This window comes from Streptomyces sp. NPDC026394 (genome assembly GCF_055567735.1).
The window spans coordinates 397686-418885 of sequence record NZ_JBVHPX010000001.1; the positions used below are offsets into that span (position 1 = coordinate 397686).

Below are 21200 nucleotides of genomic sequence, written 5' to 3' on the forward strand. Positions count from 1 at the left end.
CCGAAGGGGAGATCATGGCTTCGACGTCCACCTCGCTCACTCTGCCCGTGCTGCCCCTCGACGACGAGGTCGTGCTGCCCGGCATGGTGGTGCCGCTGGACCTTTCCGAGGCGGACGTACGGGCCGCGGTCGAGGCCGCGCAGTCCGCCGCCTCACCGGGTAACAAGCCGCGCGTGCTTCTTGTGCCGCGGATCGACGGCGCGTACGCGGCGATCGGTGTGCTCGGCCGCGTCGAGCAGGTCGGACGGCTGTCCGACGGCGACCCCGGCGCGCTCATCCGCGGGCTCGGCCGCGTGAAGATCGGCGCCGGGACCACCGGCCCCGGCGCCGCCCTGTGGGTGGAGGGCACCACCGTCGACGAGACGGCGCCCGAGCCCCTGCCCGGGGCGGTCACCGAGCTGGTCAAGGAGTACAAGGCGCTGGCCACCGACTGGCTCAAGAAGCGCGGCGCCTGGCAGGTCGTGGACCGCGTCCAGCAGATCGAGGACGTGTCGCAGCTCGCGGACAACTCCGGTTACTCGCCGTTCCTGAGCACCGAGCAGAAGGTGCGGCTGCTGGAGACCACCGACCCGGTGGCCCGCCTGAAGCAGGCCACCGAAGCGCTGCGCGAGCACCTCGCCGAGCAGGACGTGGCGGAGGCCATCGCCAAGGACGTCCAGGAGGGCGTCGACAAGCAGCAGCGCGAGTTCCTGCTGCGCCGCCAGATGGAGGCCGTCCGCAAGGAGCTGGCCGAGCTGAACGGCGACCCGGAGGACGAGGGCGAGGACTACCGCGCCCGCGTCGAGGCGGCCCGGCTGCCCGAGGACGTCCGCAAGGCGGCCCTCAAGGAGGTCGACAAGCTGGAGCGGTCCAGCGACCAGAGCCCCGAGGGAAGCTGGATCAGGACCTGGCTGGACACGGTGCTGGAGCTGCCGTGGAACGAGCGCACGGAGGACGCGTACGACATCCCCGGCGCCAAGGAGGTCCTGGACGCCGACCACGCCGGTCTGGAGGACGTCAAGGAGCGCATCACCGAGTACCTGGCCGTGCGCAAGCGGCGCGCGGACCGTGGTCCGGGCCTGGTCGGCGGGCCGGCAGCAGGGGCATCGCGCAGCGATTCCGGCAAGGGTGGCGGTGGGCGACGGGCGGGCGGCGCCGTGCTGGCGCTGGTCGGGCCGCCCGGCGTCGGCAAGACGTCGCTGGGCGAGTCCGTGGCCCGTTCCATGGGGCGCAAGTTCGTCCGGGTCGCGCTCGGCGGCGTACGGGACGAGGCGGAGATCCGCGGCCACCGGCGTACGTACGTCGGCGCGCTGCCCGGCCGCATCGTGCGGGCGATCAAGGAGGCCGGCTCGATGAACCCGGTCGTCCTGCTCGACGAGATCGACAAGGTCGGCTCGGACTTCCGGGGCGACCCGGCCGCCGCCCTCCTCGAAGTCCTCGACCCGGCGCAGAACCACACCTTCCGGGACCATTACCTGGAGGTCGAGCTCGACCTGAGCGACGTGGTCTTCCTGGCCACCGCCAACGTCCTGGAGGCCATACCGGAGCCGCTGCTCGATCGCATGGAGCTGGTCCGGCTCGACGGTTACACCCAGGACGAGAAGGTCGTCATCGCCCGCGATCATCTGCTGCCGCGCCAACTGGAGCGGGCCGGGCTGGAGCCCGACGAGGTCACGTTCACGGACGAGGCGCTGCACAAGCTCGCCGGTGAGTACACCCGCGAGGCGGGCGTACGGAACCTGGAGCGGGCCGTCGGGCGGCTGCTGCGCAAGGTCGCGGCCCAGAGCGAACTGGGCGAGCGCGAGCTGCCCTTCACGGTCGGCGTGGACGAACTGCGCCCGCTGATCGGGCGCCCGCACCACACCCCCGAGTCGGCGCAGGACCCCGCCGAACGGCGCACGTCCGTACCCGGCGTGGTCACCGGCCTCGCGGTCACCGGCGCGGGCGGCGACGTGCTGTACGTGGAAGCCTCGCTCGCCGATCCGGAGACCGGCGCGTCCGGGCTCCAGCTCACCGGCCAGTTGGGCGACGTGATGAAGGAGTCCGCGCACATCGCGCTGTCCTTCCTGCGTTCGCACGGCGCGGAACTGGAGCTGCCGGTCGGTGACTTGAAGGAGCGCGGCGTCCACCTGCACGTACCGGCGGGCGCGGTACCGAAGGACGGCCCGAGCGCGGGCGTGACGATGACGACGGCGCTGGCCTCGCTGCTCTCCGGGCGGCAGGTGCGCCCGGACGTGGCGATGACCGGCGAGGTCTCACTGACCGGGCGGGTACTGCCGATCGGCGGCGTCAAGCAGAAGCTGCTCGCGGCGCACCGGGCGGGCATCACGACCGTGGTCATCCCCAAGCGCAACGAGCCGGACCTGGACGACGTCCCCGCCGAGATCCTGGAGAAGCTGGACGTCCACCCGGTCTCCGACGTCCGCCAGGTCCTCGACCTGGCCCTGACCCCGGCCTCGGCCCCGGCCGCCCCGGAGGTCCCGGTCGCGGCGTGACGGACGCGATCGGCCACAGCGGCCCGGAGCCCCTGACACGGGGCGCCGGGCCGCGCGTGTCCCGGTCACCGTGCGTAACGTCGTACTGCGCGACTGCCCGCACATCGCGGCGGTGGGGAGGAGCGCACGGTGACCGTCGAGCTGACCGACAACAGGGTCGAGATCGAGATGGCCGACAGCGACGGGCTCAGCCCGGACATGATGTTCGACTGGCTGGAGCGGATGCCCGTCCCCGAGGGCTACAAGGCAGAGATCGTCGAGGGGGCCGTTTTCATGTCGCCGCAAGGGGACAACCACTGGGACATCGTCGCCGCGATTCACGATCAATTGAGGTCCCACCACCCGCGGAAGCGAGTGAAGTCCGATGCCCGCTTGGACTTCCCCGGCCACCTCAACGGTTTCGCTTGCGACGTGGTCGCGCTGCGGGACGGTGCGGAGAAGGACGACAAGGGGCGCTGGCGGTACCAGGACATCGAATTCGTCGCCGAAGTCATCTCCAGGGACACGTCGCGCAACGTCCATGGCCCCAAGAAGGACGCATACGCCATGGCGGGAGTGCCCGTCCACCTCATTGCCGATCCGTACCTCGGGCAGTGCCACCTTTACACGGCCCCCAAGGACGGCACCTACCGCCTCGGTCCGGCCATCAAGTCCGGCGACCCGGTCGACCTGACCGACACGGTCGTCGGCCTCTCGCTGGACAGGCGGAATCCGGCCGGGAGTGACGGCGCATCGACGCATGAGCCGGGTGACGGCAGCGACCGCGCTTCAAGCTGTCGGACGGGGCGGAGCCGGACGGCGAAGGGCATTGGCGCTATCGGGACGTCGAATTCGTCCTTGAGGTCACCTCTCGTGAAACCGGGCCCTACGATTACGGGCCGAAGAGAGCCGCCTGTGCCGAGGGCCATGTCCCCGTCCACCTGACCGTGGACCCCCGTACACCGCGAAGTGGCACCTCCACGCCCTCCCCGAGAACGGCGCGTACCGGTCGCGGCTGAGCGGGGAATTCGGCGCTCCCGTCGGCCTGACGAGCACGGCACTCGGGCTGACGTTGGAAACCGACGGGTTTCCCCGGGGCTGCCGGCGATGAAGGGGCCCCGGCGCGTATCCCGCCCCGGGACCCACCGCCTCATCCGTCAGCCAGCGCCCTCAGCCGCTCGTACGACCCGTTGAACCGGTTCCGGTCGCCGACCGTGGGGCCCGACGACGTGTACTGCCAGACGGTGTGGAAGGCCCAGCCCGCCGGGAGTTCGCCGGCCGAGGAGCCGTAGCGGGGGATCCACAGAGGGTTGACGGAGCCGAAGCCGGCGTAGTTGCCGGTGCACTGTTTCCACCAGGTGGTGGAGGTGTAGATGAGGGCGTCCCTGCCGGTGCGTGCCTTGTAGGTGGCGAAGAAGTCCTTGATCCAGCCGACCAGGCCGGCCGCGCTCTTGCCGTAGCAGGTGGAGCCGTACGGGTTGTACTCCATGTCGAGGGCGCCGGGCAGGGTGCGGCCGTCCTTGGACCAGCCGCCGCCGTGGTCCACGAAGTGGTCGGCCTGGGCGGCGCCGCCGGAGGTGTCCGGGGTGGCGAAGTGGTACGCGCCGCGGATCATGCCGACGTCGTAGGAGCCGTTGTACTGCTGGGCGAAGTACGGGTTGGTGTAGCCGGTGGACTCGGTGGCCTTCACGTAGGCGAAGCGGACCCCGGAGTCCCACAGGGTCTGCCAGGGGACGTTGCCGTTGTGGCTGCTGACGTCGACACCTTCGACGGAGGCGAGGGTGGGCGGTGGCGCCTCGCCCGGCGCGTCGCCCTCGTGGCGGGCGACCTGGGAGCCGGCCCAGTCCAGGCCGGGGTGGGCGGGTTCGGGGGCGGCGCCGTACGGGGCGGCGCCGGCGGTGCCCGGCAGCCCGAGGAAGAGGGCGGCGACGGTGAGGAACGTCCCCGCCAGGGCCGCGAAGGAGCGCGGGCGGCGGACGGCGGGGCGGCCGGATCTGTGCACGGGCATACGTGCCTCCGAGCATCTCGGTGAACTGACCTGAGGGGGCCGGCCGGGCGGGCCACGGCGCGCCGCGGGGCGCGCGGAGCCGAACGGGGGAAACGAGGGGAGTGGCGCGGCCGTACCGGGCTGTGTGGTGTGAGCATGCCAAGAACGTGCCGCTGACGGTACGCGCGTAGATGCACAGGGCAAAGAGGGGAGCCGGGCTTCCGTTGGTCTAATCCTGCGAAATACTGGACAAGCTGCGGCTTCGGCCGCCGCCGCAGGAAACTTTCACGGTACGGAAAGCGGGAGAGGGCGCCGACGTGCACAACACCAGACCCGACAGCGTGGCAGGGACGGACGAACCCGGTGGTGTGGACCAGGTGTTCCTCTCCCTGGAGCGGGAGCTGGCGGTCTTCCTGCGCCGTGCCCGGGCCACCTCCGGCGAGCTGGCCCGGGAGGTGCACCCGGAGCTGGAGGCGGCCGCGTACGGCCTGCTCGTCCGCCTCGCCGACGCGGGGCAGCAGCGCGCCACCGAACTGGCCGGTTACTTCGGCGTGGGCAAGGCGACCATGAGCCGGCAACTGCGCGCCTTGGAGGACCTCGGTCTGATCGACCGCGAGCCGGACCCGGCCGACGGCCGGGCCGTGCTGGTCCGCCTCACCGACGAGGGGCACGACCGGTTCGGCCGGGTACGCAACAGCCGCCGCGCCCAGTACGCGCGGCGGCTCGCCTCCTGGGACCGCCGCGAGGTCGCGGAACTGGCGCGCCTGCTCCACCGGTTGAACGCGGAGCAGGACGCGGAAGAGGGGTGCGGGGCGGCCGCCAGGGGCGAGCGCGGCGGCAAGGGCGGGAACGGCTGAGCGCCGGCGCGCGGCCCCGCAGGGCCGTGCGCCGGCGCTCAGCCGGCCGTCCGTGGCGGCCGCCTCCTCCGCGGGCGGCCGGCAGCGTGTACGGGACCCTCCGCCCGGGCCTCCCCGCACGGGCCTCCCCGCACGGGCCTTCCCGTGCGCGCCTCTCCGTGCAGGACGCTCCGTACCGGCTCTCCGTACGGCTCAGCTCTCCGCGTGCAGCCTCAGCGGCAGCCGCCGCAGGCGCCAGGCGCCGGGCTGCCGCAGGCGTTCCTGCTCCTCCAGCCGTTCCGGCGTGAGGGCGAGGGCCAGGTCCGGGTAGCGGGTGAGCAGCTTGCCGAAGGCCACCTCGGCCTCCTGCCGGGCGAGGGAGGCACCCAGGCAGTAGTGCATCCCGTGCCCGAAGCCGACGTGGTCCTCGGCGCGGCCGGCCGGCTGCCGCGTCAGGTCGAGCCGCTCCGGCCCGGTGTAGTGCCGCGGGTCGTGGTTGGCCGCGACGAGGCTGAACATCAGGGCGTCGCCTTGGCGGACCTGCACACCGGCGACCTCGGTGTCCTCGGTGGCGTACCGCAACTGGGTGGCCTGGATCGGCCCGCACCAGCGCATCAGCTCGTGGACCGCGCGCGGCAGCAGCGCCGGGTCCTCGTCGAGCAGCCGCCGCTGGTCGGGGTGGGTGAGCAGGGCGAGGGTGCCGTTGCTGATGAGGTGGGCGGTGGTCTCGTGACCGGCCAGCACCAGGGTCAGGACCATGGTGACCATCTCGACGTCGCTCAGCCGGCCGCCGTCGTCGTCGTGCGCCCGGATGAGCCCGCTGAGCAGGTCGTCCCGCAGGGCACCGCGCCGCTCGTCGATCACCTCGTGGATGTGCGCGATCATCTCCGGCATGGTGGCGCCGATGCGCTTGGGGTTCAGCGAGGCGAGGTCGGTACCGAACCGCCGCCACAGCGTCCGGTCCTCCTCGTCGATGCCGACCAGCTCGCAGATGACCGTGATGGGCAGCGGGTACGCGAAGTGCTCGACGAGGTCGACGACGCCGTCCTCGGCGTGGCCCGGCAACTGCTCCAGCAGCTCGTCGGTGATCCGCTCGACGCGCGGCCGCAAGTCCTGGATACGGCGTGCGGTGAAGGCGCGCGAGACCAGGCGGCGCAGCCGGGTGTGGTCCGGCGGGTCGCTGGTGAGGATGGTGTCGGCGAGGTACGGGGTCAGGCGCTCGGGGATGCCGAACAGCTCCATCAGCCGGGCGCGCGGGTCCTGGCCCACGCCGATACCGGGCACCAGGGTCGGGTTGTTGACGAACCGCGGGTCACGCATCACCTCGCGCACCACGTCGAAGCGGGTCACCAGCCAGATGGGCGAGTCGTCGAGGAACCGGGCGCGGACGAGCGGGGCCTGCTCACGCAGTGCGCCGTAGCCGGTGTACGGGTCGTCCAGCAGTTCCGGTTCCATCAGGTTCGGCTCGCCCGGGTGGAGGCCGACGTAGGAGGGCAGTGTGGTGCCGTCGGTGGTGACCGAAGGGGTGGCGGCCGAAGGGGTGGCGGCCGGGGCGGAAGCGGTCGAGGGGGAGGCGGTGGAGTCGGGCGGGGTGGCCGCTCGGGACTCGGCGGGCGATGTGGTCATCGTGCGTTCTCCTCCTGATCAGGTGTGACCGGGGGTCACGGACGGAGCCGGCGCCGTACTTCCTGTCGGCTCAGCTCCTCCAGACGCGCGTAGCGCGTGATGACGGCGGGGGCCGCCGCGGTGAGGGCCTCCGGGTCGGGGTCGCCGGCCGGCTCCAGCGCGGTGCGGACCGTGTGGCACAGCAGGTCGGCCCGCTCCTCCGGAGCGCCCGGAGCGCGGTCGGGAAGCAGCACCTCGGCCTGGACGTAACCGTTGACCGTCGCCATGCAGACGTATATCTGCTGGTCGACGCTGAGGTCTTCGCGCACCAGGCCGTGGGCGCGCAGGGTGGACAGTTGCGAGCGCAGCGTCTCGTGGCTCGCCTCCATCAGTTCCACGAGTTCTTTCTTGGCGACGTCGTTCAGGCGCCCGAGGATGTCGGAGTCGTCGAGGTGGAGGGCGCGCAGCACCGGGTCGTCCATGAAGTCCAGGAGGGACCCGCGCAGCGCCCGGCTGGGCAGGATGCAGCGGTTGTCGGTCCGCATCCGGTCCAACTGCCTGCGGTGGTACGTCGCCTTGGCGCGGAGCACCACGGCCAGCAGCAGCGCGTCCTTGTTCTTCCAGTGCAGGTAGACCGTGCCTTTGCCGACGTCCGCCCGGCGGGCGATCTCGTCGGCGGTCACGCGGCGGTAGCCCCAGGCGAGCAGCAGCTCGCACGCGGCGTCCAGGATGCGCTCGCCCCGTTCCGCGCGTTCGTCGGCCTGCACGGCTCCTCCTGACTGCGTGACCAGATGTCGAAACTGGTCACGTAGTCAAAGCTAGGCCGGACGGCGCCCACCGTGACAGGCCCTTTCCAGCCGTACGGCAGGGCCTGCGGCAACTGCCGCCCCGCCCGGCCGGATCACGGCTCGACCAGTACCACCGTCGCGTCGTCCCGGGACTTGCCGCGAGGGAAACGCGCGCCGTGCGGATCGGTGTCCTCCAGTGCCCGCACCCGGTCGACCAGCGCTTGCGGCCCCTCCTTGCGCACCACCGCGAAGCAGTCCGCCCACGTGCCTTCGCCGAATACCTCGACCCATCGTGACGCGCCGTCACTGAGCGCGGTCAGCGCCCGTACTCCGGTGCGTGGCAGGGAGCCGGTGACCGCGCGCGCCGCCACCGCCGGGTCGGCCGCGGCGGTGAAGAACCCGCCCTCGGCGTTGCGCAGCGCTTCCACGGCCGCTCCGTACTCGCGGCCTGCGGCGACGCGTTCGGCGGAGCCGCGTGGCAGGGCCCGTACGGTGTCGCGCAGGGCCTGCACGGCGGGCGGCAGTTCGTCGAGGCGGGTGTCCAGAATCGGCCGTACCGTACCGTCCGGATGCTCGGCGAGCAGGACGGAATCGGACAGCACCAGGTACTCGACGGTGGCCGGCGACCACCGGACGGCCACCACGGTTGCCTGCGGTGTGCGGGGGTGAGAAAGGTCACAGCCTGACCGGTGAACTTCGGCCGTCCGGGAGATGGCGGCCGAAAGCACCTCAGGGAGCGTCATATCCCGGAACGAACCGGACAGTTCGAGCATGGCTCCGCCGAGCCGCGCGGTGTACCACGGCACCCCGTGCGTGCAGCCGGTCCCGTCCGGGGGCGGGGTCACGCCGTCCAGGAGGACCATGACTCCGCCCTGGCCGGAGGCGGGCAGGGCGACGGACGCGTAGTCCTCGTTCGGGTGTTGGGGGTCTCCCGGCTCGGTGGCCAGTTCGATGCGCATGGCGGCAAGTCTGCCGCAGCGCGTCCGGTTTCCCGCGGTGTGCGGACTTCGCCGGGCTCCGGGGTGTATCAGCAGGTCAGAGGCGTGAGGTGGGGCTGAAAATCGCGGTCTCCCGGGGTGCGGGCGGGCATCTTTCCAGGAGCCGCACGGTTCTCCAAACCCGCTCGGGGGTTGCGCGAGGTTGCATCCCGGAGCGGCCGTGATCGGAAGTTGATGGTCAACTTCCGATTGATGTTCACTCATTCGAGTGGCCGGGTGTACGTTGCCGGGCCGCTGCGCGATGCCGGTGGAATGGTCGTGGCCCGGATCATGGGAGGCGCCAGCTCACTCGTCGCGACGCGCAGAGCCGGGCTGCTTCCCTCGCGGACGTGTGAATCGCTGCGGTTTTCGCACAGGTACGCGCCGCGAGCGAGAGCGAACCGGGTCCGCGGGACCACACGGTGTGGGCAGGCGAGACAGGAATGCGAGCAGCGGTGCGGAAGAAGCGGCTTCGGGACGGCGCGGTCGGGCCGGGAACACCGGCCGGTTCGTTCTCGGGTACGGCGCCGGGCGCGGGACCGGGCGTGCCGCCGGGGGCCGGTGCGCCTCCCGGGACGGCCACGACGCCCCCTGTGACCGACGCCATGACCGACACGGCCGGCCCGGCGCGCACCCCTGACAACCACCCCGGGAACGCCCCGAAGAAGGCCCCGGCGGTCCCTGCCTCCACCGTCCCTGCCCCCGCTCCCGCCCCGGCCGGCCGGCGCGCGCGCGTGCGCAACCGGCTCGTGGGCGCCGTGGCCGTCGCCGCGCTCGCCGTCCTCGGGGCCGGCGCGCCCGCCGTCGTCTCCGCCCTGGACGACGTCCACGACTCCCAGCAGCTGGTCGACCTGGCCGGCCTGAACGCGCACGCGGTCACCCTCGCCCACTCCCTGGCCGACGAGCGCGACGCGATGACCGAGTACGTCGCGGGCGGCCGCTCCGCCAAGTCCGGCGGCGCCGGGCTCCCGGAGGCCCAGCGGGCCCGGGTGGACCGGCAGATCGCCGAACTGCGGGCCGCGTCCCACGGCGCCGCCGGCGCCACCGAGACGTACCGGGCGGCCGACAAGCTCCTCGCCGCGCTGCCGCAGACCCGCCAGAAGGCGCTGTCCGGGCCGGGCCAGGTCACCGAGACCTTCGGCGCCTACACGGCCGCCGTCCAGGCGCTCGGCGCGCTCTCCGACGCCATCGCCCGCGACCTGCCCGCCCGCGCGAGCGACGTCGCCCCGGACGTACGGGCCCTGCCGCAGCTCGGCCGCGCCACCGACCAGGCCGCCGCGACCCGCGCCCTGCTCGTCCCGGCCCTCGCCGCCGGCGGTCCGCAGGCCCGGCTGACCGCCGCCGCACAGCAGGCGTACGTACGGGAACGGGCCGCGCTGGCCGCGTTCAAGCAGTCCGCGAGCACCAAGGCCCGGGACGCCTACGACCGCACCGTCAACGGCGGCGACGTGAACACCGCCGACAGCTACCTCGCCAAGCTCACCGACCAGCCCCGCCTGGACGCCGACGACCAGCGGCTGAGCAGCGCCCGCGTGAAGACCGCGCTCACCGCCCGGATCGGCCTGATGCGCGGCGTCGAGGCGTCGATGGCCACCGCCGACATCGACCGGCTGAGCGCGCTGCGCGACGACGACGTGACGGCGATGGAGATCCGTATCGCCCTGGTCGGCGTCTGCCTGCTGCTGGCGGTCGGCGCCAGCGTCTCCGCATGGCGCTCGGTGACCCGGCCGCTCGCGGCGCTGCGGTTGGGCGCCGGGCGGGTGGCGGCCGACCCGGCGGGCGAGCCGCCGGTCACCTTCAAGGGCCGCAACGACGAGTTCGCCGACGCCGTACGGTCCGTCAACGCCCTGCACGCCCAGGTGGGCGAGGCCGCCCGCCGGGCCGCCGAACTGGAGGGCGAACGCGCCCGGCTGGTCGGCGGGCGCAAGCGGCTGGCCGCCGAGCGCGAGGTGCTCCAGGAGGAGCGGGAGTCGCTGCGCCAGGAGGTCGCGGACCTCACCGAGCGGATGGCGGCCCTGCGCACCGGTGTGCACGGCCGGTTCGTCAACCTCGCGCTGCGCACCCTGAACCTCGTCGAGCGCCAGCTGACCGTCATCGAGTCGCTGGAGCAGAAGGAACAGGACCCGGACCGCCTGGAGACCCTCTTCAAGCTGGACCACTTCGCCGCCCGGATGCGGCGCAACAGCGAGAACCTGCTGGTCCTGGCCGGTACGGAGCACAGCGCCGGGCAGCCGGGGCCGGTGCCGCTGCTGGACGTGCTGCGCGCGTCGATCAGCGAGATCGAGCAGTACGAGCGGGTGCGCGTCCAGTCGCTGCCGCCGCACTCCCAGGTCGCCGGGTTCGCCGCCGACGACATCAGCCACCTCGTCGCGGAACTCCTGGAGAACGCCACCGCGTTCTCCCCGCCGGACGCCCATGTCGAGCTGTCCGGCTGGCTGCTGGAGAGCGGCGAGGTCATGCTCTCCGTGCAGGACGAGGGCATAGGGATGACCGCGGACCGGCTGGCGGAGCTGAACGGCCGCCTCGCGGACGGGTCCGGGAGCGGCGACAGCCTGGACACGGCGGACGAGACGCTGGGCCTCGGCCTGTACGTCGTCGTACGGCTCGCCGCCCGCCACGGTGTACGCGTACAACTGCGCGACCAGAAGCAGGGCGGGATCACGGCCGTCGTCGTGCTGCCCGCCGCCATCCTGCCCACCCGCCCCGCGCCGGGCTCCGTCGCGCCTCCGCCGCCCGGCGAGGCCGTCCAGAACCTGCCGGGCTCGGTCGCCGAGGCCAACTCCAACACGCTCCAGACGCGGCTGCCGCGCCTGGAACAGGGCGGTAGGGACGCCGGGCGGCCGCACGCCGGCACGGGCGCGAACGCGGACGACCCCTTGGTCGAGGCGGCGGAACGCGCGGTGGGGGCGGCCACGCCCGAGGCGCCCGCGGGCACCGGTTCGAGCACCGGTCCCGAGGCGTCCATCGGCACCGGTGTGCCCGCCGGTCCCGAGGCGCCCGCAGGCACCGCACCGGGTGACGACCCTGTGGCGGGCGACGCCCAGGCGCCCGCGACCAGCCCGTACGGTCCGCGGTCGCCCGGCCCGTACGCCAAGGAGACCGCGGAGCACGACCGGCCCGCGGAAGCGGCGCCCCAGGCGCCCGGAGCGGCACCTTCCGGCGTCGCGGCCCCGGCCTCGGACACGACCGGCGGCCCCGGCACGGCTGTCCCGTACGCCACCGGAACCGGCGAGCACGCCCGGCCCGGCGCCGCACCCGCCGAGGACGAGAGCGCCGACGCACCGCGCCGGCCCCGGTTGACCGACCAGGGCCTGCCCAAGCGCACACCGCGCATCGTGGCGCGGAAGCCGCCCGCCACCCCCCGTACGGGCAACGCGGCGGCCACCGCCGAGTCGCTGCGGGCCCGGCTCGGCGGCTTCCAGCAGGGGGCGCGGGACGGCCGGCGCGACGTCGAGGCCGAGATCGCGGAACGTACAGCGGAGCAGACCATCCCACAGACGGACACCGACGGAGCGGGGGCCCCGGGACAGAGCCACGTTGTCGAGGAGGCACGCGATTGAAGGCGCAAGCGCCGACTGCTTACGGACTGAGCAGTGAGGCACGGAATCTGCACTGGTTGCTGACCAACCTGGTCGACGAGGTGCCGGGCATCCGCTCGGTGGCCGTGGTCTCCTCCGACGGGCTGCTGCTGCTCTCCTCCGACCCGGGAGCGGCCGCGGCGGCCGCCCCGGCCGGACGGCCCGGTGCCCCGGCGGGTCCCCGCGGGTCCAGCGCGGACCTGGCGACCATCGTCTCCGGGCTGGGCAGCCTCACCACGGGTGCCGCCAGGCTGATGGACGGCGGAACGGTCAAGCAGACCATGGTCGCGATGGAGGAGGGCAGCCTCTTCGTCATGTCGGTCAGCGACGGCTCGCTGCTCGGGGTGCACGCCACGCCGGACTGCGACATGAGCGTCATCGCCTACCACATGGCGCTGTTCGTCGGCCGGGCCGGCCACGTCCTGACCCCCGAACTCCGCAGCGAGCTGCGCAAGTCGATGGAGAGCGCCCAGTGAGCACCGCACCCCAGCTCCCGGTACGCGGCGGGGACCGGAAACCCTCGCGCGTGCGCCCGTACTCGCTGACCGGCGGGCGCACCCGCTTCGGCCACGTCCTGCTCGTGGAGACGTTCGTGGCGGCGCTGGACGCTCCCGAGGAGCGGCGGGAGCTGACGTCCGGCGGCTGGGGCGACCGGGTGATGCCGGAGATGCGGGCGATCGTGGAGCTGTGCCGCCGGATGCGTTCGGTGGCGGAGATCTCCGCGCTGCTCAAGATGCCGCTGGGCGTGGTCCGCGTCCTGCTCAGCGACCTCGCCGACCAAGGAAAGATCCGCGTCTACGGCACCGGGCACGGCACCGGCCGGCCGGACCGCGCGCTGCTCGAAAGGGTGTTGGGTGGACTTCGCAGGCTCTGACACGATGACGGCCGGTACGGCCGGGGTGGCCGGAGCGCCGCGTGAATCCGCCGGGGCCGGGGCGCCCGCCGTCGACGACGAGGCGGGGCTGCAGAGCTGGCAGACGGATCGTTCCCGCGCCCCCATCGCGACCAAGATCGTGGTGGCGGGCGGCTTCGGCGTGGGCAAGACGACGTTCGTGGGCTCGGTCTCGGAGATCACCCCCCTGCAGACCGAAGCGGTGATGACGCAGGCCAGCGAGGGGACGGACGATCTGTCCGCCACCCCGCACAAGACCACCACCACGGTCGCGATGGACTTCGGGCGGATCACCCTCGACTCCGACCTGGTGCTGTACCTGTTCGGTACGCCGGGGCAGCAGCGGTTCTGGTTCATGTGGGACGACCTGGTGCGCGGCGCGATCGGCGCCGTCGTGATGGCCGACACCCGCCGGCTGGACGACTGCTTCCCCGCGCTCGACTACTTCGAGAGCTGCGGCCTGCCGTACATCGTCGCCGTCAACCACTTCGAGGGGACGGCCGCGTACGCCGTCGAGGACGTGCGCGAGGCGCTGACCGTGCCGCCGCACGTGCCCGTCGTGGTCATGGACGCGCGTCGGCGGATCACGGTCGTCGAGTCGCTGCTCGCCCTCGTCGCCCACGCCCTCGAAGCCACTCCCGAATAGCCCCCGAGCCGCCCCCGTACCGCCGCCCCCCGTATCTGGGAAGAGAGCACCACCATGCGGAAGATACTCATCGTCGGAGCCGGCCAGTCCGGTCTCCAGCTCGCCCTCGGGCTCCAGGCCCAGGGCTATGAGGTCACCCTCATGTCCAACCGCACCGCGGACGAGATCCGCTCCGGCCGGGTCATGTCCACGCAGTGCATGTTCCACACCGCGCTCCAGCACGAGCGCGACCTGGCGCTGAACTTCTGGGAGAGCCAGGCCCCGCGCATCGAGGGCCTCGGCGTCTCGGTGGCCGCCCCCGGAAGCCACGCGGAGCCCGGCGGCACCCAGCGCGCCGTCGACTGGGTCGGCAAGCTGGACGGCTACGCCCAGTCCGTCGACCAGCGCCTGAAGATGGCCGGCTGGATGGAGACCTTCGCACAGCGCGGCGGGCAGTTGGTCATCCACGGCGCCGCCGTCTCCGACCTCGACTTCTTCGCGAGCCGCTACGACCTGACGCTGGTCTCCGCCGGCAAGGGCGAACTGGTGTCGATGTTCGGCCGGGACGCCTCCCGTTCCCCCTACGACGCCCCGCAGCGCGCGCTGTCCGTCGCGTACGTGCACGGCCTGGCCCCCCGCCCCGAGCACCCCGACTTCGACGCGGTGCGCTGCAACCTCGTACCGGGCGTCGGCGAGCTGTTCATCATGCCGACGCTGACCAACTCCGGCCGCGCCGACATCCTCTTCTGGGAGGGCATACCCGGCGGCCCGCTGGACGTCTTCGCGGGCGTGCGGGACCCCGACGAGCACCTGGCGACGACCCTGGAACTCATGGAGCGCTTCACCCCCTGGGAGTACGCGCGCGCCACCAAGGTCGAGCTGACCGACGCCAACGGCACCCTGGCCGGGCGGTACGCCCCCACCGTGCGCAACCCCGTCGGCCGGCTCCCCTCCGGCGGCCTGGTCCTCGGCGTCGCGGACGTCGTCGTCGCCAACGACCCGATCACCGGCCAGGGCTCCAACTCGGCGTCCAAGTGCGCCGCTTCCTACCTCGCCTCCATCATCGAGCACGGCGACCGCCCCTTCGACGCGGAGTGGATGCAGACCGCCTTCGACCGCTACTGGCAGACCGCCCGGCACGTCACCAGGTGGACCAGCGCGATGCTGGCGCCGCCGCCCGAGCACGTACTCAACCTGATCGGGGCAGCGGGCCAACTCCAGCCCGTCGCCGACCGCTTCGCGAACGGCTTCAACGACCCGGCGGACTTCGACAACTTCTTCTTCGAGCCGGAGAAGGCGGAGGCGTACCTGGCTTCGGTGACCGGAGCCTGACGGATCCCTGGCCGGCAACAGGGCGAGGGCGCCCGGCGAACCCTCGGCGCCCCCGCCCTGTGCCTGCCCCGGGCCGAAGCCGGTGAAGAGAACGTCGCGCAGCGCGTCCTCGCCTTCTCCTCTCAGAGAAGAGTTTTCAGCGCTCTGCGGAGTGCGTAGGACGCGAGTGCGGCCAGTGGGACGGCAGTGACGGCCACGAGGAGCCACTGCTGGGCGTAGTGCGTGGCCATGGTGGGGGTCCTGCTGAAGGAGATCATCGGCTTCCACGTGTAGTAGGCCAGGACCATGATCACCTGGGAGAGCGTCGCCCGGGCCACGGCGTGTACGGCGCCGGGGGCGGTGACGCCGAGCACGAAGACGATCACCGCGTACGGGAGGTAGCCGGAGGCCAGGCGGGAAGCGGCGTCGACGGTCATGCCGTCCCCGTCGCCGGTGATGGCGATGTAGGCGGACAGGGCGCCTGCGGCGGTGCCCGTGGCGAGGGTGACGACGGTGCGGGGCAGCCCTCGGAGGAGTGGGCCGCCGGGCCTGGCGGGAGCGGGTACGGGGGCGGTCACGGAGGCGGAGGCATCGGCGGGGGCAGCGATCGGGGGAGCTGTGGGATTCGAAGCCATGGGGCAAGTTCACGGCGGGAATGTGCGCGCACGGTGCCCTCTGGATGACCGATTGGCTGCAAAGGTGTAGGCGTCGTGCAACCGCTCGCCCGCCCGCGTCCGGGTCGTCGTTCCTCCTCGGGGGCGCGTACGGGCGTGCTGCGCCCGTGCCCGCTCGGTCAGGCCGGGCCCGTCGCCGAGCCGTAGCCCGTGTCGCTGCCCGCCGTCGCGTCGTCCGGCAGCGGCGGCGGGGCGTAGGCGCGCAGGGGCGAAGCGCCGCGGTCCGGGCGGACGGCGCCCAGCAGGGGGTTCGACGCGACGGGGGAGACCTTGACCCGGGCGCCGGGGCGGGGCGCCTGGACCACCATGCCGTCGCCCAGGTACATCGCGACGTGCGTGGCACCGGGGAAGTAGATCACCAGGTCGCCCGGGCGCAGCGCCCGCAGCGGTACGTGCGGCAGCCGCCGCCACTGTTCCTGGCTGGTGCGCGGGATGGGACGCCCGGCGTGCGACCATGCCTGCGAGGTGAGGCCGGAGCAGTCGAAGGAGCCGGGGCCCTGCGCTCCCCAGACGTACGGCTTGCCGACCTGCCGGAGGCCGTACCGCACGGCCCGGTCGCCGTGCGCCGACGGTGCCCGGGACCCGCTCAGCTCCCCGGAGGACAGCAGGCTGCGCTGTGCCTCGTCCGTGCCCTGCTGTTCCATCCGGCCCAGTTCGGCGAGCTGGTCCTCGGAGAGCGTGGAGAGCAGTTCCTCGACCTCCTTGAGGCGGCCCTCGACCGCGTCCCGCTGCCGGCGGCGCCGCTCGGTGAGCACCTGCTGCTCGTCCAGCGCGGCGCGTGCCGCCTTCGCCAGCTCGTCGGCCCGCTTCTCGTTGCCGGTGAGCCGGGCGACGGTGGCGGCCTGGCTGCCGGCCGCCTCCTTGAAGAGGTGGCCCTCCTCCAGTACCTCCCGCGGGTCGGCGGAGAGCAGCATGCGCAGGTACGTGGAGAGTCCGGCGGCGGCGCCGCCCTGGTACTGCTGGCGGGCGAGCCGTCCCGCGTCGGCCTGACCGTCGGCGAGCCGGGTCCGGGCCCGGGCCAGCCGGACGTTGAGGTCCTGCGACTCCTTGCGCTGGGCCTTGAGGTCCTCCTCGGTGGCGTTGTACGCCTCGGTGGCCTGCTCGGTCCGCCGGTACAGGTCCTGGAGGCGGGTCAGCAGGCGGCGGAGAGACGGGTCCTCGCCGGAGTCGGTTGCTTCAGGGTCCTCGGGTCCGTCCGGTCCGTCCGGTCCGACGGGTGAATCCGGGGCGGCTGGTCCGTCCGGTGTGTCCGGTCCGTCCGGCAGTTCCAGGGCTCCGGTCGCGGCCGGGTCCGGTTCCGGTACGGCGTGCACGGGCGCGGCGGGCAGGGCCAGGGCGACCGCGCCCGCCAGCGCCGTCGCGCAGACCGACCGTACGAGCCGGGACGGCCCCGGCCGCCAAGGTCCCGGCCGCCCCGGGCCGGACCGATCGTGCCCGGCCCGTCCCGGCCCGGACCGCTCCGACGTGCACCGCTGCGACACGAACCCACCTCCGACGGACAGCTACGACTCCGGCGGACCCGCGGTCCGCCGCCCGGTTCGTTCGGATCGTGCCACGGTGGTCGTATCTTCGCCGTGGGGGTGGGGCCACCGGAGCGGTACGGTCACCCGATCGGCGGCCGGGGGCGTGTCCCGGTGCCCGGTGGCGGCACGGACGTGCTGCTGAGGGGCTGTCAGCGTCCGTAATACGCGTCGAAGTTTCTCTGGAACTCCCACCTGCCGAACCGGTCCCAGTTGACGGACCAGGTCATCAGGCCGCGCATGCCGGGCCAGCGGCCGTGGGTCCGGTAGCTGCCGCAGTCGGTGCCCCGGGTGAGGCAGTTGAGGGCCTTGGTGACCTCGGCGGGGGCGGTGTACCCGTTGCCCGCGTACGGGGAGGCGGGCAGGCCGATGGCGACCTGGGACGGCTTGAGCGCGGGGAAGACGTTGTTCTGGTTGCCGGCCACCGGGAAGCCGGTCAGCAGCATGTCGGTCATCGCGATGTGGAAGTCCGCGCTGCCCATGAAGTGGTACTGGTTGTCCAGGCCCATGACCGGGCCGGAGTTGTAGTCCTGTACGTGCAGCAGGGTCAGGTCGTCCCGCAGGGCGTGGACGACGGGCAGGTACGCGCCGGCGCGCGGGTCCTGGCCGCCCCAGGGCCCCGAACCGTAGAACTGGTAGCCGAGCTGGACGAAGAAGGTCTCCGGCGCCATGGTCAGGGTGAACCCGGCGCCGTACCGGGCCTTGAGGGTCTTGACCGCCGAGATCAGGTTGACGATCGAGGGGGTCTTCGGGTGCTTGAAGTCGGTGTCGCCGGTGGCCAGTGAGAGGGAGTGACCCTCGAAGTCGATGTCCAGACCGTCCAGCCCGTACCGGTCGATGATCGCGCCGACCGACTGGACGAACCGGTCGCGGGCGGCGGTGGTGGTGAGCCGCACCTGCCCGTTCTGCCCGCCGATCGAGATCTGCACCTTCTTGCCCGCGGCCTGCTTCGTTTTGACCGCGGCCGTGAACTCGGCCTCGGTCTCCACGCCCGGACACTCGGTCTTCGGGCAGAGCGAGAAGCGGATGTCGCCGGAGGTGACGGAGGTCGGCTCGCCGAAGGCGAGGTTGACGACGTCCCAACTGTCCGGGACGTCGGCCAGGCGGGTGTACCCGGAGCCGTTGGCGAAGCTCGCGTGGAGGTAGCCGACGAGGGCGTGCTCGGGGAGGGCCTGGGTGCGGGCGGCCGGTGCGGCGGTGGCGGCCGCTGCGGGCGGCGGGCCGGCCTGGGCGGGGGTGACGAACAGGGCCGTGGCGCCGAGGAGACCGGCGGCCGCGGCGGCGAGGGTGGCGGTCAGCGGTCTCCCGGACGGGCCGGGTCCGGGACTGCGGGTACGGCTGCGGCGCATGGGGGCTCCTTGTCGACGGCGGTACGGAGGGGACGTACGCGGATGCCGAAGGTGCTGGAGGGGGCCGCCCCTACGGGGTGGGGCCTTGCCAGGGAGGCGCAGAAGCGGCTCCCCCTGGGCAGGCAGCAAACAGGACTAGACCAGTACTGTCAATGGTCCGGACCAAGTGGAGTGGTGGGTGGCCGGGGTTACCGAGCCGTACGGTCGGCGGGCGTCCGCCGTACGGTCAACGCCGCTTCGCCCACGGCCACTTCGGGCCGCCCGGCGGCCGGCCCGCCGGGTCGTACTCGTACTTCCAGCCCCGGGGCAGGCCCAGCCGCCCCACCCGGCCCGGCGCACGCCGGTACAGGTGCACCGTCGGCGGGCGGCCGTCGTCGTTCGGTACCGGGATCTCGTACGTCTTCGGCGGCTGGCCGGTCGCGCCGACGAGGACCGGCAGCACCCGCCCGTCCAGCGGGCCGCCGACGAACGGGGTGTTCTCGCTTCTCACCCCACCAGTCTCACATCGATGTACAGCCCGGTGAAAGCGCAGGTCAGGCCAGTCCGGGCGGAAACGCGCCCGAGTGGCCCCGGCTCACAGCAGACCCGAGTGGCCTCGGCTCACAGGAGATGGGTCGCGTCCGCCACGATCGGCAGGATGCGCCGGGCCAGTCGGCCGACCGGCCCCTCGGCGGTCTCCATCGCCAGCGCCGACCGCGCCACCCGCGCGGCCTGCTCGTCGGTGGCCGCCGTCGCGGTCAGCAGCGCGACGAAGTGGTCGACGAGCCAGTCCCGCAGTTCGTCCAGCGGGGGCTGCTTGTCCTCGTCCAGCCAGATCAGGGAGGCGGCCTCGACGGCCGTGATCCACGTACGGACCGCCATCCGCAGCCGGGGCGAGGGGGACGCGGCGCCGAGGTGGTGCAGGATCTGCTCGGCGGCGGTGCGCCGCACCTCGTCGACGATCGCGGACGTCCGGGCCGTCTCGACGACGCTGCCGCCCTGGAGGAGGGCGCTGAACCCCGCGTCGTGCTCGTCGACGAACGCCAGATAGCGGTCGAGCGCCCGCCCGAGGCGTCGGGTCAGCGGACCGTCCTCCGGCTCGTCGAAGCAGCCCTCCAGTATGTCGGCCGCGCTGCGCAGGGCGGCCTCGTACAACTGCTGTTTGCCGCCGGGGAAGTAGCGGTAGACCAGCGGCCGGGACACCTGCGCGGCGGCCGCCACGTCGTCCAGCGACACGTCCTCGGGGGCACGCTGGGCGAACAGGCTCAGGGCGGCGGTCAGGAGTTGGGAGCGGCGCTGCTCGACGCTGAGCCTGCGGTAGGCGGGTCGGGGTACTGCTGGGGCGGTGCCGCTGCCGTTCATTCCAGCAGCGTAACCGGCCTGCGGGGAAAGCGCCGGGGCGGGTACGGGGGGCCGGGTGCGTCCGCGTGCGCGGTCCGCGTCGCGCCGGTGCGCCCCGGGCCCGCACCGGACCCGGGGCACGCCGGTGCGGCGCCGGGCGCTCCGGCCCGAATCGCCGCCGCGGTCCGGCGGTTACGCCAGCAGCCCCGAACTCTTCCAGAGCTTGCGGCCCACGCCGCGCAGGACGCCGATGTCGTCGAGGAACTCCGTCAGCCGGCCCGCGCCGGACTGCATCACCTCGCGGCGGTGGCCGCTGGCCTTCACCTGGGCGACCGCCTCCCGCCGGTCCAGCCCGACGTTCGTGTAGACCTGCGGGTTGACGAAGGCGATGGAGAAGACGCGGGCCGCCTCGCCGCAGCTGACGCGGGTCAGTTCCTGCTCCCAGCGCGGCGCGGTGACCATCTGGCGGCGCAGTTCCTCGCGGGCGTACCGGACGTGACGGGCCTCCTCGACGACGTGGATGCGGGTGACGCCGCGCACGATCGTCTGGACCCGCTCGTCCGGGAAGGTCAGCCGCTGCATCCAGTCCAGGATCTCCTCGCCGAGCAGCGTGCAGGCGAACGAACCGGGCGTCGTGGAGACCGTCTTGAGGATGCGCGCGAGATTGTGGTTGAGGCGGGAGACGGGGTACGCGGGCGCCTCGCCCTTCTGGATCATGCGCGCGAACATCTTCGAGTGCCGGCACTCGTCGGCTATCTCGGTCAGGGCATAGCGGACGTGTGCGCTGGTGACGGACTTGTCGTAGATGTGCCGTACCAGTAGCTGCATCAGGATGATCTCGAACCAGATGCCCAGCGAGGCCAGGGAGGCGGCCTCGTGCCGGGACAGCTCCATCCGCTGCTCCTCGGACATCTTCTTCCACATCGGGGTGTCGTAGAGGGACACCAGCTCCGGCGGCCAGAACCACTTGCCCTCTTCCAGGGGGGCGTCCCAGTCGAGTTCGGTGTCCGGGTCGAAGGAGTGCTTCGCGGAGGAGTCGAGCAGTCGTTCCGCCACCTGCTCGCGGTCCTTGAGCAGCCCGAGGGCGTCCCGGAGGACGTCCGGCTCCGTCACGGTGTTCGCTGTCGTCACGGTCGTCATGGCTGTGGCTACCTCGCTCGTGGGTTACCCGCGGTCACGTCTTATGAGACTGCTTGTCAGCAAGCCCGTCAATCCCCTGCGCGCGAATTGTTGACCCGCCGGTAAGTCCGTGTGAGCCTGCCAACGACCGTCTCCGGTACGGGGG

General features: G+C 72.7%; 16 protein-coding genes and 2 pseudogenes. 8 read left to right on the forward strand and 10 right to left on the reverse strand.

What is annotated here, in order from left to right:
* Positions 1-14 precede the first annotated feature (14 nt).
* Together lon and ACZ4QV_RS01830 are read left to right on the forward strand one after the other, a co-directional pair.
* The gene (lon, locus tag ACZ4QV_RS01825; RefSeq protein ID WP_361146615.1) at positions 15-2474 is read left to right on the forward strand and encodes an endopeptidase La; all 2460 of its coding nucleotides are present in this window, start codon (positions 15-17) and stop codon (positions 2472-2474) included.
* A 168-nt stretch (positions 2475-2642) separates the two neighbouring features.
* Positions 2643-3173: pseudogene (locus ACZ4QV_RS01830) on the forward strand (Uma2 family endonuclease); the annotation flags it as partial.
* 430 nt (positions 3174-3603) lie between these two features.
* Here ACZ4QV_RS01830 and ACZ4QV_RS01835 read toward each other — a convergent pair.
* Positions 3604-4461, reverse strand: a complete 858-nt coding sequence (locus tag ACZ4QV_RS01835; RefSeq protein ID WP_361591708.1) for a lysozyme — start codon at positions 4459-4461, stop codon at positions 3604-3606.
* A 296-nt stretch (positions 4462-4757) separates the two neighbouring features.
* Between ACZ4QV_RS01835 and ACZ4QV_RS01840 the strand changes: the two genes are divergently transcribed.
* A complete protein-coding gene (locus tag ACZ4QV_RS01840; RefSeq protein ID WP_361146610.1) occupies positions 4758-5297 on the forward strand; it encodes a MarR family winged helix-turn-helix transcriptional regulator in 540 nt (179 codons plus the stop codon).
* A 192-nt stretch (positions 5298-5489) separates the two neighbouring features.
* Here the strand turns inward: ACZ4QV_RS01840 and ACZ4QV_RS01845 are convergent, their stop codons facing one another.
* The 3 genes from ACZ4QV_RS01845 to ACZ4QV_RS01855 all read right to left on the reverse strand — a co-directional run bounded on the left by ACZ4QV_RS01845 (position 5490) and on the right by ACZ4QV_RS01855 (position 8628).
* Positions 5490-6902 carry a cytochrome P450 family protein gene (locus ACZ4QV_RS01845; protein WP_361586038.1) on the reverse strand — a complete coding sequence of 471 codons (1413 nt, stop codon included), beginning with the start codon at positions 6900-6902 and terminating at the stop codon, positions 5490-5492.
* 35 nt (positions 6903-6937) lie between these two features.
* On the reverse strand, positions 6938-7648 hold the full coding sequence (locus tag ACZ4QV_RS01850) for a TetR/AcrR family transcriptional regulator (protein ID WP_361146604.1): 711 nt from the start codon (positions 7646-7648) through the stop codon (positions 6938-6940).
* A 134-nt stretch (positions 7649-7782) separates the two neighbouring features.
* Positions 7783-8628 carry a hypothetical protein gene (locus ACZ4QV_RS01855; RefSeq protein WP_361146602.1) on the reverse strand — a complete coding sequence of 282 codons (846 nt, stop codon included), beginning with the start codon at positions 8626-8628 and terminating at the stop codon, positions 7783-7785.
* A gap of 623 nt (positions 8629-9251) precedes the next feature.
* Here ACZ4QV_RS01855 and ACZ4QV_RS01860 point away from each other — a divergent pair.
* The 5 genes from ACZ4QV_RS01860 to ACZ4QV_RS01880 are packed head-to-tail and all read left to right on the forward strand — an operon-like array spanning position 9252 to position 15073.
* A complete protein-coding gene (locus tag ACZ4QV_RS01860; protein WP_467762551.1) occupies positions 9252-12206 on the forward strand; it encodes a sensor histidine kinase in 2955 nt (984 codons plus the stop codon).
* Entirely contained in the window at positions 12203-12700 is a 498-nt protein-coding gene (locus ACZ4QV_RS01865) for a roadblock/LC7 domain-containing protein (RefSeq protein ID WP_361586046.1), read from the forward strand. Before ACZ4QV_RS01860 ends, ACZ4QV_RS01865 begins: the two co-directional genes overlap by 4 nt.
* Positions 12697-13098 carry a DUF742 domain-containing protein gene (locus ACZ4QV_RS01870; protein WP_361146594.1) on the forward strand — a complete coding sequence of 134 codons (402 nt, stop codon included), beginning with the start codon at positions 12697-12699 and terminating at the stop codon, positions 13096-13098. The genes ACZ4QV_RS01865 and ACZ4QV_RS01870 overlap by 4 nt, the downstream gene beginning before the upstream one ends.
* Before the next feature lie 4 nt (positions 13099-13102).
* Complete coding sequence (locus tag ACZ4QV_RS01875) at positions 13103-13762, forward strand: GTP-binding protein (RefSeq protein WP_361146591.1); 660 nt, start codon at positions 13103-13105, stop codon at positions 13760-13762.
* A 54-nt stretch (positions 13763-13816) separates the two neighbouring features.
* A complete protein-coding gene (locus tag ACZ4QV_RS01880; RefSeq protein WP_467762480.1) occupies positions 13817-15073 on the forward strand; it encodes a styrene monooxygenase/indole monooxygenase family protein in 1257 nt (418 codons plus the stop codon).
* A 122-nt stretch (positions 15074-15195) separates the two neighbouring features.
* On the opposite strand, the gene ACZ4QV_RS01885 is transcribed toward ACZ4QV_RS01880, so the two are convergent.
* The 6 genes and pseudogenes from ACZ4QV_RS01885 to ACZ4QV_RS01910 all read right to left on the reverse strand — a co-directional run bounded on the left by ACZ4QV_RS01885 (position 15196) and on the right by ACZ4QV_RS01910 (position 21055).
* Positions 15196-15687 carry a hypothetical protein gene (locus ACZ4QV_RS01885; protein WP_467762481.1) on the reverse strand — a complete coding sequence of 164 codons (492 nt, stop codon included), beginning with the start codon at positions 15685-15687 and terminating at the stop codon, positions 15196-15198.
* Positions 15688-15845: 158 nt separating this feature from the next.
* Positions 15846-17207 carry a C40 family peptidase gene (locus tag ACZ4QV_RS01890; RefSeq protein ID WP_361146582.1) on the reverse strand — a complete coding sequence of 454 codons (1362 nt, stop codon included), beginning with the start codon at positions 17205-17207 and terminating at the stop codon, positions 15846-15848.
* Positions 17208-17398: 191 nt separating this feature from the next.
* Positions 17399-18415: pseudogene (locus tag ACZ4QV_RS01895) on the reverse strand (chitinase); the annotation flags it as partial.
* Between the two features lie 406 nt (positions 18416-18821).
* Positions 18822-19085: a hypothetical protein gene (locus ACZ4QV_RS01900; RefSeq protein ID WP_031001301.1), complete on the reverse strand. Its 264-nt coding sequence runs from the start codon at positions 19083-19085 to the stop codon at positions 18822-18824.
* A gap of 110 nt (positions 19086-19195) precedes the next feature.
* Positions 19196-19936 (reverse strand): TetR/AcrR family transcriptional regulator, encoded by a 741-nt coding sequence (locus ACZ4QV_RS01905; protein ID WP_361617368.1) that lies wholly within the window; start codon positions 19934-19936, stop codon positions 19196-19198.
* 171 nt (positions 19937-20107) lie between these two features.
* A complete protein-coding gene (locus tag ACZ4QV_RS01910) occupies positions 20108-21055 on the reverse strand; it encodes an AurF N-oxygenase family protein (RefSeq protein WP_361146573.1) in 948 nt (315 codons plus the stop codon).
* Positions 21056-21200: the final 145 nt, after the last annotated feature.

Excerpts from the sequence above, each read along its gene's own strand:
- lon (WP_361146615.1), top strand. The coding sequence starts at position 15 with ATGGCTTCGACGTCCACCTCGCTCACTCTGCCCGTGCTGCCCCTCGAC.
- ACZ4QV_RS01835 (WP_361591708.1), bottom strand. The coding sequence starts at position 4,461 with ATGCCCGTGCACAGATCCGGCCGCCCCGCCGTCCGCCGCCCGCGCTCC.
- ACZ4QV_RS01845 (WP_361586038.1), bottom strand. The coding sequence starts at position 6,902 with ATGACCACATCGCCCGCCGAGTCCCGAGCGGCCACCCCGCCCGACTCC.
- ACZ4QV_RS01855 (WP_361146602.1), bottom strand. The coding sequence starts at position 8,628 with ATGCGCATCGAACTGGCCACCGAGCCGGGAGACCCCCAACACCCGAAC.
- ACZ4QV_RS01860 (WP_467762551.1), top strand. The coding sequence starts at position 9,252 with ATGACCGACACGGCCGGCCCGGCGCGCACCCCTGACAACCACCCCGGG.
- ACZ4QV_RS01875 (WP_361146591.1), top strand. The coding sequence starts at position 13,103 with ATGACGGCCGGTACGGCCGGGGTGGCCGGAGCGCCGCGTGAATCCGCC.
- ACZ4QV_RS01880 (WP_467762480.1), top strand. The coding sequence starts at position 13,817 with ATGCGGAAGATACTCATCGTCGGAGCCGGCCAGTCCGGTCTCCAGCTC.
- ACZ4QV_RS01885 (WP_467762481.1), bottom strand. The coding sequence starts at position 15,687 with ATGGCTTCGAATCCCACAGCTCCCCCGATCGCTGCCCCCGCCGATGCC.
- ACZ4QV_RS01905 (WP_361617368.1), bottom strand. The coding sequence starts at position 19,936 with ATGAACGGCAGCGGCACCGCCCCAGCAGTACCCCGACCCGCCTACCGC.
- ACZ4QV_RS01910 (WP_361146573.1), bottom strand. The coding sequence starts at position 21,055 with ATGACGACCGTGACGACAGCGAACACCGTGACGGAGCCGGACGTCCTC.